Source organism: Neotabrizicola paludis (genome assembly GCF_044142105.1).
GTDB lineage: Bacteria > Pseudomonadota > Alphaproteobacteria > Rhodobacterales > Rhodobacteraceae > Pseudogemmobacter.
Map to the genome: position 1 here is coordinate 99,700 of NZ_JBGTYM010000011.1, position 9,386 is coordinate 109,085.

A 9,386-nucleotide genomic window follows, 5' to 3' on the forward strand; every position below is an offset into this window, starting at 1 on the left:
ATGTCTTTCCCTGACTTGCCCATGGCTTCTTTCGCGCCCGCGCGGCAGGGTCAAGACGGATCGAAACCATAGCCGAAGCGGGCGATATCCTCGGCGCAGAGATCGGCGATCAAGGCCGCGTCAGCGTCGGTGTAATAGCGGCGCCAGTCGCGCTCGCGTTGCGATTCATTCACGCGCCGCAGCGGCAGGGCAAAGCCAAGATGGGCTTCGAAGGGCACAACATCCTGTCCGTAATGCTCAAGCCGGATGCAAAGAGCGGGCTTCTCGCCGCCGTCGGGCAAGCGGAGATAGGCGCCGTAGGGCCAAAGCCGCAGCGCGGTAAGCGTCTGGGGATGGTTCAGGAAGCTGCTGAAATCATGGGTTTTCGCCAGGCCCACGGCGGGATGCGCAAAGCTTTGCCCGCGCAGCCAGTGGTAGTAGCTGACCGCTCGGTCCCAGGGGTTGCGCACCATGGTGACGGTCTGGAACGCGGCAATCTCGGCCTCGGTGACAAGGCCCGGCAGATCGGCAAGAGTCGAATGTTTCCACAACCGTCCCGCTGTCTTGACGCCTTTCCAGCGCCCGGCGCGCCGCCGCGCCTTTGGGGTGTCGCCGATCAGGATGTCGTCCTTGGCGGCCCGCGCCTCAAGCGCGAGCGAGAGCGCAGTGCCGCCGGTCTTGGGGATATGCACGAAGATGAAGCGCCGCGCGCGAGAGATGATCATGTTTCAGACCGGAGTGAGGAGGGGGCGACCCTCAGCGCAGGCGATCACATTGTCCAATGCAATCCGCCCCATCGCCTCGCGCACCTCAAGACTGGCCGTGCCCAGATGCGGCAGCAGGGTGACATTTTCCATCGCGATCAGCGCTGGCGGAACTTGGGGTTCAAATTCATAGACATCAAGGCCCGCCCCGGCGATGCGACCGGCCTGAAGGGCGGCGATCAGGGCCGCCTCGTCCACCACATCGCCCCGCGAGACGTTGATGAATATGCCATCGGGCCGCATCTGCGCCAGCGCATCCGCGTCGATCAGATGATGGGTGGCGGCAGAGCCGGGCACGGACACGACGACGAAATCGGCGGCCATGACCTCGGCCAGCGGCACCTGCCGCGCGGGCAGGCCCGGATCGGCGATGGCGCTGCGATTGTGGAACAGGATTTCCATGCCAAAACCGAAATGGCAGCGCCGGGCAATCGCCCTGCCGATCCGGCCCAGGCCGACGACACCCAGCCGCTTGCCCGTGACATGGGTGCCCAGCATGTCGACCGGCCCCCAGCCCGCCCATTTCCCGGCGCGCAACAGGCGCTCGCCCTCGCCCAAACGCCGCGCGGTCATGAGGATCAGCGCGAGGGCGATATCGGCCGTGGCATCGGTCACCGCGCCCGGCGTGTTCGTCACCGCAAGGCCTGCCGCCCGCGCTGCCGCCACGTCGATATGGTTGTAGCCTGCGCCGAAATTGGCCAGCAGCCGCGCCTTTGGCTGCGGCACGTCGGCGAAGACCTCGGGCTGGAAAGCATCGCCATGCGAACAGAGGATGAGGTCATAGTCCCGCAGCGCGGCGCGCAATTCCTGGGGCGAGAGCGGCTTTTTGCTGTCGCGCTCGGTCACGTCAAAGCGCGCGCGGGCGGCGGCGGCCACGGTTTCGGGAAAGCGCCGCGTCAGCAAAAGGCGTTCCATCAGAACATTCGTCCGCCAAGCGGCACATTCTGGCCCGGCGACAGGAGGACAACCTCGCCTTGGGCATCCGGTACGCCCAGAACCAGCACTTCCGACAGGACCGGCCCGATCTGGCGGGGCGGGAAATTCACCACGGCCATGACCTGCCGACCGGGCAGCTCTTCCAGCGTGTAGTGCCGCGTGATCTGGGCCGAAGATTTCTTGACCCCGATCCCCCCGCCGAAATCGACCCATAGCTTGTAGGCGGGCTTGCGTGCCTCGGGGAAGGGTTCGGCGCGGGTGATGCGGCCGACGCGGATATCGACCTTCTGGAAATCATCGTAGCTGATCGTCACTTGCCCAGCTCCCGGCCCCGGTCTGCGGCGGCCTTGACCGCGCGGTTCAGCAGGGCCGGAAAGCCCGTTGTCTCGTCCATCAGCACGGCCAGCGCTGCGGCGGTGGTGCCGCCGGGCGAGGTGACGTTGATGCGCAGTTGCGCGGCTGTTTCGGGCGACTGGTACGCCAATTCGCCCGCTCCGCATACGGTGGCGCGCGCCAGTTGCATTGCCACATCGGCAGGCAGGCCCTGGGCCTTTCCGGCCGCCGCCATGGTCTCGATCAGATGGAAGACATAGGCGGGGCCAGAGCCGGAAACGGCAGTGACCGCGTCGATCTGATGCTCGCCCGTCAGCGTGACGACCTGGCCTACGGCGGACATCAGCGCGCACGCAAGGTCCATCTGCGCCGGCGTCACATGGCCATTGCCGCACAGCGCGGTGATGCCGCGCCCGACCATGGCGGGGGTGTTGGGCATGGTGCGGACGATGGGCGTCTGGCCGCCCAGCACGGATTCGAAGGTGGCGATGGTGGTGCCCGCAGCGATCGAGACGAAAAGCGTGCTGCCATTGCCCAGGGCCTGCAAGGCGGGCAGGGCATTGCCCATCATCTGCGGCTTCACCGCCAGAAGCGCCACGGCGGGCGCGGCCGGCACGCCTTCGTTCAGATGGACGCCAGTGCCGCGCAGCCAGTCGGTGGGGTTCGGTTCGATCACCCAGAACGCCCTGGCGTCGATCCCCGCCGCCAGCCAGCCCGCCAGAAGGGCCGATCCCATCTTGCCACAGCCCAAGAGCACAAGCCCTTCGCGGGCCACGATTTCCAGTGACATGGTCACCCCCTTTTCCGGGGGCAGAGGTTAGGCGCGTCCGTAGGCCTCGGCAATGGCAACCTGCATCGCCTGGGCCGGGGTCTTGTCGCCCCAGAGCGACAGTTGGAAGGCTGGATAGAAGCGTTCCGCCGCCATCACCGCGCTGCCGATCAGCCGGTCGATCTGTTCGGGTCCGGCGATCTGCCCCCCCGCAAGGCACAGGCCATAGCGCCAGACCATGAGCTTCTGCTCGGCCCACCAAGTGAAGGCGCCGGTCCAGACCATGTCATTGCAGCGGTTCAAAAGCTCGTAGAGCTGCGGCAGCCGCTCATCCGGCGGCTCCATCTCGAAGGTGCAGATCAGCCGCAGCGTCTCGTCCGCGGGCGACCAAGCCAGCGTCAGCGAATAGCTGCGCCACTGGCCTTCGACCGACATGGCGATCTGGTCCTCGGTGACGCGGTCGAACTCCCAGTCATGGTGGGTCGCCAGCGTCTCGACAATGTCGATCGGGTGGAGGTCATCCGTTTGCAGATAATCTTCGGAAAGCGACATTGCCCGGCCTCATTATAAGGCTTCCGATGGGCCGAGACCCACAAGAAGCTGGGTGTCTGGCAAGGATCAGCGTTTGCCCGACGCTGTCCTTACTAGATATAGTGAGGGGGGGCGGGAAGCCTGTAAAGTGAATTCTTCTGTGGAAAAGCGGAACTGACCTGCTTGTGTGTGGCTCGCCACGGAAGTTTGCAGGGAATGACACGGAAGTTCGCAGCAGCGCGGTTTTCTAAGAGCGGGCACTCGCGACCGATGCTCGCGGTTCTGGAAGGACGTGCTGGGCGTGTTGGCCTGCCGGCGTTCCGCTGAAGGTGAACAACATCTGCCGCTGACGGAAAATCTCCCTTGGGTCGAGATACGCTGTGCCGCGCCCCTTCTGTCGTCCGATCGTGGCCGCAGTGACGGTGTTCAGCATCAGCGGCACCTGTATAGTGCGTCCTGCAAAGATGTCAGCGACCGATAGTATCTGAACTGCTTGCATTTCCCCCAAGGCCGTTTCCACCCTGCCGGCTCGTCGGGCTTCGTCGATCATGCCGCCTGTCGGTGCGCGCGCGGTGACCAGCACCGCAATGGCATCTGGGTCGCCTGTCATCTGTCTTTCACGCGCAAGCGTACCGACCAGATCGCGTACCATTCCGGGGTTCAGATTTCTGCCGGCCTTGACCGAGACAATCCCACGGCTGGGGTCGTCTCGGCCGTGTAGAAAATAGAACGATCCGTCGATTCCTCCATCGTTTCGGAAACGGCCAGAATGCATGGCGCCGATGCGCGAACATGCCCACTCCTCGAACTTGAAGGGATCCCTGTCGGCCAGCCACAGGGCGCTGTCTACGTCGGCGGGGAGTCCGAAAACGTCATACGAAATGGACGGAAAAGCGCTCTGCATGCGATCTCCGATGACTTGCATGGCCTGGACAGCCACGTCGATCCCTATCCAGTGTCGCCCTGTTTTCTGAGCCGCATGTAGGGTTGTGCCGCAACCACAGAACGGATCAAGGATCACATCGTCTTCGATTGACGACATTCTAATAATACGTTCGAGCAGGGACAAAGGCTTCTGGGTAGGATAACCCAGCCTCTCCTGAGCTTGCGAATTGAGAGGAAGAATATCTGTCCAGACATCCGACAACGGCAGCCCTTTCATGTCATCGAGGTAGCGCTTAAGACGCGGCACCCTGCCTGGACCGCTTTGATGAATCAGTCCGGCGTCGTGCGCCGCCTGCATCCGGTCTCGCGTCCATCGCCACACGCGACGGACGCCGAGAAATTCATACGTCAGGTTAGGGCGGTTCGGGTTTGGGTTCAGAAGATCTCCCAATGTGTACCGCCGACCATCAGGGTCCACATGCGAATATTTCTCTGCAGTTTTCTCAGGCAGGTTATCTGGATCATACGGCCGATAGATCGCATCTTCGTTCCATGTGCTCTCCTGCGATTTCGTATAGGCAAGGAGGACGTCATGTGTATTGGGAAGACGCCGCGACATGAGCGACTTTCCAGAGTTTCGTTGCCAGATGATCTCGTTTAGGAAGCGAGGGGCTCCAAATACCGCATCCATTACGATTTTGAGGTAGTGGCTCGCCGTCGGATCGCAATGCAAGTAAAGACTTCCGGTCGGCTTGAGCACCCGCTGTAGCTCTACCAATCGCGCGGTCATCATGGTCAGATACGCGAGCATGTCATTTTCGCCAAGAATGCGACGGAGTGCAGTCAACACCTCGGCTGCGCGCCCCCCGGCTTGGACTGTCTCACGGAACTGGGCATCGGCCATGTCACCCCACCTCCATGTGTCGTCGAAGGTCGCAATTTGCGCATCGGACCAACGTTTGCGATCGGGTGATTTAAAGAGAAGGTTGTAATTCGCGTTCGAGTTGAACGGCGGGTCGAGGTAGATCAGGTCGACGCTTTCGTCGGGGATATACCTCCGCAGGATATGCAGGTTGTCGCCGAAGTAGAACGCGTTCAGATCCGCCATGTCGCCTCCCGTTCCCCCAGGACGGCCAAGAGACACTGCCAGAAAGCGAGCAGTTGCGCGGCGTGAAATTGTTGGAAATAGGAAATTTCTACGGGTGAGTGTCGCGAATGACTCAGTCGCATCGGTCTAAAACGGCGGCTTTCATCTCTAATCGTCCTCTAGATCGACTACGTCGTGAACATTGAGCACGCGGTACACGCGGGGTTTGCCGCCAACGGTCTCGACGTCCAAGTCAATGACGAAACCTTTCTGGAACGGGTTCCCGTCAGGTTTCATGATCTCATCTTTGATCCTTTGCCCGGCTAGGTCAGAAGCGTAGATCAGTACTCGCGGCACCATATCGATGCTCTCAACGATCCCCTTCTCCGACGTCTTTTTACCGACACGGACGTCTTCAACACTGGATTGATGCAGCCTCATAAGTACCCGCGGATAGCCAACAGATTTTCCGGCCTCGATCTCCCGACGCTGCTCAAGCACGTTGGCCTCGATGACCTTCGCATCTTCCTTCTCAATGATGAGTTCCTGGAGGACCTTTCCGTTCTTAAATCGGGCTTGGACGCGTAGCGCCCCGTCACTATCCCGGACGACTGATTGAACCGTTTCATTCAGGTTTCTTAGCTGTGCGGTCGTAGGGTCTTCTAAGCGTCCGCCTTGCTTTCTAAGGGGGTTAACGAGGGCTGCAAGATGCTGGACGAAGTTCGCGGCAGTGTTGGTATACTCCATTGTGGAAATGATAGGCGCCAAGGCCGGCAACATCTCGAGAACAATCGAACCCTTGCGAACCTCTACGATCAGCAGCCTAGTTTCGTCGGGCTCGATGCCTGGCCTTTCGGCCCTCAGTCGCGCCTCGTGCTCCCGAGCGAGTCCTGTTAGGGACGACGTGAAATCTAACAGGTCTATGGGATCGCTGTTTTCGATCACGACGACGATCAGCGGCACGTCGTCTTCAACACGGTGGACTTGCGGGACTAAGTCGTTGCGCCTGGAGCCGGCCAAAATGGTAATCCTCAATAACATCGATATGATCAAAGACTTGCCCGGGACGCGCCGTCGTACAACGATTCGTCTCCCTGCCTCGAGGGGCACGCTGGCCGAGCCCCAGATGCGCGCGCCAGCGATTCATCCTAATCTTCCTCCATAACCTAGTTCCGCCTCAGCATCCTCCACGCGTGTGCTGCAGCCAGAGGGACCATCTCGTCACTCGTTGAGCAACGGCGCTATGGCAAGGTAGCTTCGTGGGCTACGCCCCTTCCTTGTTGGTCTTCGGTTCGGCCACCAAATCTGCTAGAGAACTGACATCCTCAACGGCGACAACCCTAACCCTGGACTTGTCGCGCAAGTTCGAAAGGTGCTCCTCTTCGAGCCGTTCGAATACCTTCTTTGACAGAAACTCGAACTTGTACTCCGGCCGACAGAAGATCCCTCCGAACTTTCCGTCCACCTCGTTCCGCACAATGTCACCAAGGATGGCCTGGTTGCGACAGAAGTCAAAGACGAGCGGCAGAAGAAGCGACGACCGATAAGCCGCATAGACCGAGCGGCCTGGGCTGCCGGCATATTCTTCGCGCAGCTCGACCTTCAGTTTAGCCTCGAGCAGTCGAATCGTGTCGCGAAGGTAGTTCCCTTCGTCTGCACAGAGGCCGAATGTGGGCTTGATCAGCACGATGGTTCGGTCGTCATGCTCGCGCAGCTTCGACAGGTAGTTCCGATAATAGCTGTCAGCCAGCGTGTTGATCACCGCTTTGCGCTGCTGGCACACCACGAAAAAGAACGTTGCGGCCAAGGGCAGGAGAAAGAAGCTGACATCCCTCAGGTAACCTGCGGCCTCGTCCGATGGTAAGGCGGTCCTTCGAATGTAATCCAGCGCCGCCGAAAGGATTGCTGGGCTGCTGTGCCCCAAAATCTTCGCCACACTGAACGCGATGGCGACGAGAAAGCCGAGGCCCGCAAAAAAGAGCAGCGCCCCCCAGGCCAGTCTCTGCAGCTTAAGCCATTCCGCGATCAGGCAGAGGGTCCGGTTCTTCATCATAGCTCAAAGACTCCGTCAAAGAACGTGTTCAACCGATCCATGTCCAGGAAGGCGTTCTTGACAGGTCGACGCGTGTCGGACGCTGCGGTCTTGAAGGCTGTGGCATAGAGGTCGAAGAGCCTTACCGCTTCCTGTCGGTCGTCCACGGGCGCGATCTTGCGAATGCGCACCCTCTTGGTCGTACGCGCTGCGGGTATCTCTATCAGGGCGGCCCTTAGCCCGTCGGTCAGAAGGGCCAGATCGTCGCCGTCATGAATCACAAGCTCCAGATCGGGACGTAACAACGGCATTTCAAAGTGAAGGCAAAAATTGCTCACCTTGGCCGTGAAATAGCGGACTGAATGATCGGTCACCTGGAAGACGAACCGCTCATCAATCGCACTCACGATCCGACGCTGATGGTCCACTGGAGCCTCCGCACTGCCCGCACAAGAGATTAGGTTGTGCGAAGGGTACTGGCCAGCAGAACCTGAGTTGCCTTTCAATCACAGCAGCCCATTAGGCTGGCGAAAACTCAGCCTGGCCGCTGTCATGGGCGATCACCCCACACTGCGCTTGACCGTCAGCTCCTCTGCAATCAGCGTCCTGGTCTGGCCGGTCACGGTCGCGCGGATCTGCAGTTCATACTTCCCGACCGGCAGAGCGAGATCGTTCCAGGCGATCTGGATGAGATCGGGCGCGATGATCGCCACTGAGCTGGCCGCAATGGCTGCACCGCCCCTTAGCGGTGCCGCGAAGGCCTCGGCCGTGCCGCCCTCGAGGCTCGTGATATTCGATGCCGGATCAAAGGTGACCTCGACGCGGATCACCAGATCATCCTTGCTATAGCTGATCAGGCTCATGGCTCGCTCCAATGGGCTGCGATGGTGATGGGGGCCCAGCGGGCAGGTAAGGTGGGCGCGTGCCAGCGTGCTGGCAGCGTGATGCATGCCCAGGTTTCCGGGCCTGGTGGCGAGGTGCCGCCCGAGGTGGCAGTGGCCTCGCCCGTGACGCCGGCAATACCGCCCGCGACGGCCTTTGCCGGGGCCATGCCTGAGGCTTCGCCCGTGACGCCTGCCACGCCCACCGCGGCACCACCCGCTGGCGCTGCCGCCTCGGCCGCTCCGGCAACGCCTGCCACGCCCGTGGCCTGTGCCCGGACAGGTGCCGTGGCGGTTGCGGCGCCGGTGACACCGGCCTCCCCGCTGGCTGCACCCGACGAGGCGACACCTTGCCCGGCCGTGGCGGCGCCGGTAACCCCGGCCTCGCCGGACGCTTGCCCGCGCGCGGGCGCCTGGGCCGATGCCGCGCCCGTGACGCCCGCCAGACCGGAGGCTTCGCCCTTGGCTGGAGCTGATGCAGTTGCCGCCCCCGCGACCCCGGCGATGCCCGTTGCCTGGCCCTTGGCAGGAGCAGCGGCGACAGCCGCGCCGGTCACGCCGGCGAGGCCGGATGCCTGCCCCTTCGCAATGGCCTGTGCTGTCGCCGCGCCGGTGACCCCGGCCTGTCCGCTGGCCGTCGCATTGGCGCCAGAGGCGGGCGTGGCCACCCGCAGGATGACGATGCCATCCAGGCCGGGGGTGGCGGTGGTCCAGGAACCGCCATCAACGGCGGAGGTCCCCCAGGCGCCCGAACCCGGTCCGCCCCAATTCGCAGGTTGGTTCTCTCTCCGGGAAGACCCGCCAGCCGCATAATAGACGGTCGCTCCCGTGATGCTGTCGGCATAGGGGTCACCGCCGACGCCGGGGGTGCCACCGATTGCCGAGGCGCCAGCCGAACCGGCGCCGCCACCACCGCCGCCTCGGCCGGACGAGGTCGACTGTGAGCCGTCGCCCCCATTGTGACCCTCTCCGGCGATTCCGGCGCCGGTGCCGCCCGGCAGATTGGCATAGCCCGAATTGCCGTTGCCCCCGCCGCCGCCTGAGCCGCCTGCATTTGCCGCAAAACCAGACGCGCCGCCCGGCGCCCCACCGCCGCCGCCTTCTGCCGATACGCCAAGGGCGGATGACGGGCTGCCGTTGTTCCCGGTGCCGCCACCCGTCATCGCGGCGCCACCAGCCCCGACGATGA

10 protein-coding genes and 1 pseudogene are annotated in these 9,386 nt (G+C 62.5%); all 11 read right to left on the bottom strand.

Annotated features, from left to right (window positions below):
- Nucleotides 1-50 precede the first annotated feature (50 nt).
- Complete coding sequence (locus tag ACED67_RS19470) at nt 51-704, bottom strand: Type II secretory pathway, pullulanase PulA (protein ID WP_395543397.1); 654 nt, start codon at nt 702-704, stop codon at nt 51-53.
- Nucleotides 705-707: 3 nt separating this feature from the next.
- Nucleotides 708-1,658 carry a 2-hydroxyacid dehydrogenase gene (locus ACED67_RS19475; RefSeq protein WP_395543398.1) on the bottom strand — a complete coding sequence of 317 codons (951 nt, stop codon included), beginning with the start codon at nt 1,656-1,658 and terminating at the stop codon, nt 708-710.
- Nucleotides 1,658-1,993: a tRNA-binding protein gene (locus ACED67_RS19480; RefSeq protein ID WP_395543399.1), complete on the bottom strand. Its 336-nt coding sequence runs from the start codon at nt 1,991-1,993 to the stop codon at nt 1,658-1,660. The genes ACED67_RS19475 and ACED67_RS19480 overlap by 1 nt, the downstream gene beginning before the upstream one ends.
- Complete coding sequence (gene proC, locus ACED67_RS19485) at nt 1,990-2,802, bottom strand: pyrroline-5-carboxylate reductase (protein ID WP_395543400.1); 813 nt, start codon at nt 2,800-2,802, stop codon at nt 1,990-1,992. Before proC ends, ACED67_RS19480 begins: the two co-directional genes overlap by 4 nt.
- A 27-nt stretch (nt 2,803-2,829) precedes the next feature.
- Nucleotides 2,830-3,333, bottom strand: a complete 504-nt coding sequence (locus ACED67_RS19490; protein WP_395543401.1) for a type III secretion system chaperone family protein — start codon at nt 3,331-3,333, stop codon at nt 2,830-2,832.
- Between the two features lie 226 nt (nt 3,334-3,559).
- Nucleotides 3,560-5,305 (bottom strand): site-specific DNA-methyltransferase, encoded by a 1,746-nt coding sequence (locus ACED67_RS19495; RefSeq protein ID WP_395543402.1) that lies wholly within the window; start codon nt 5,303-5,305, stop codon nt 3,560-3,562.
- A 147-nt stretch (nt 5,306-5,452) separates the two neighbouring features.
- Nucleotides 5,453-6,247 (bottom strand): hypothetical protein, encoded by a 795-nt coding sequence (locus ACED67_RS19500; protein WP_395543403.1) that lies wholly within the window; start codon nt 6,245-6,247, stop codon nt 5,453-5,455.
- A 301-nt stretch (nt 6,248-6,548) separates the two neighbouring features.
- Nucleotides 6,549-7,337, bottom strand: a complete 789-nt coding sequence (locus tag ACED67_RS19505; RefSeq protein WP_395543404.1) for a hypothetical protein — start codon at nt 7,335-7,337, stop codon at nt 6,549-6,551.
- Complete coding sequence (locus ACED67_RS19510) at nt 7,334-7,744, bottom strand: hypothetical protein (protein WP_395543405.1); 411 nt, start codon at nt 7,742-7,744, stop codon at nt 7,334-7,336. The genes ACED67_RS19505 and ACED67_RS19510 overlap by 4 nt, the downstream gene beginning before the upstream one ends.
- A gap of 132 nt (nt 7,745-7,876) precedes the next feature.
- A complete protein-coding gene (locus ACED67_RS19515; RefSeq protein ID WP_395543406.1) occupies nt 7,877-8,179 on the bottom strand; it encodes a hypothetical protein in 303 nt (100 codons plus the stop codon).
- Nucleotides 8,176-9,386: pseudogene (locus ACED67_RS19520) on the bottom strand (glycine-rich domain-containing protein); the annotation flags it as partial. The pseudogene ACED67_RS19520 and the gene ACED67_RS19515, both read right to left, overlap by 4 nt.

Bases quoted from the DNA above. Each gene is read 5' to 3' on its own strand.
- ACED67_RS19515 (WP_395543406.1), bottom strand. From the start codon at position 8,179: ATGAGCCTGATCAGCTATAGCAAGGATGATCTGGTGATCCGCGTCGAG.
- ACED67_RS19490 (WP_395543401.1), bottom strand. From the start codon at position 3,333: ATGTCGCTTTCCGAAGATTATCTGCAAACGGATGACCTCCACCCGATC.
- ACED67_RS19470 (WP_395543397.1), bottom strand. From the start codon at position 704: ATGATCATCTCTCGCGCGCGGCGCTTCATCTTCGTGCATATCCCCAAG.
- proC (WP_395543400.1), bottom strand. From the start codon at position 2,802: ATGTCACTGGAAATCGTGGCCCGCGAAGGGCTTGTGCTCTTGGGCTGT.
- ACED67_RS19495 (WP_395543402.1), bottom strand. From the start codon at position 5,305: ATGGCGGATCTGAACGCGTTCTACTTCGGCGACAACCTGCATATCCTG.
- ACED67_RS19475 (WP_395543398.1), bottom strand. From the start codon at position 1,658: ATGGAACGCCTTTTGCTGACGCGGCGCTTTCCCGAAACCGTGGCCGCC.
- ACED67_RS19505 (WP_395543404.1), bottom strand. From the start codon at position 7,337: ATGATGAAGAACCGGACCCTCTGCCTGATCGCGGAATGGCTTAAGCTG.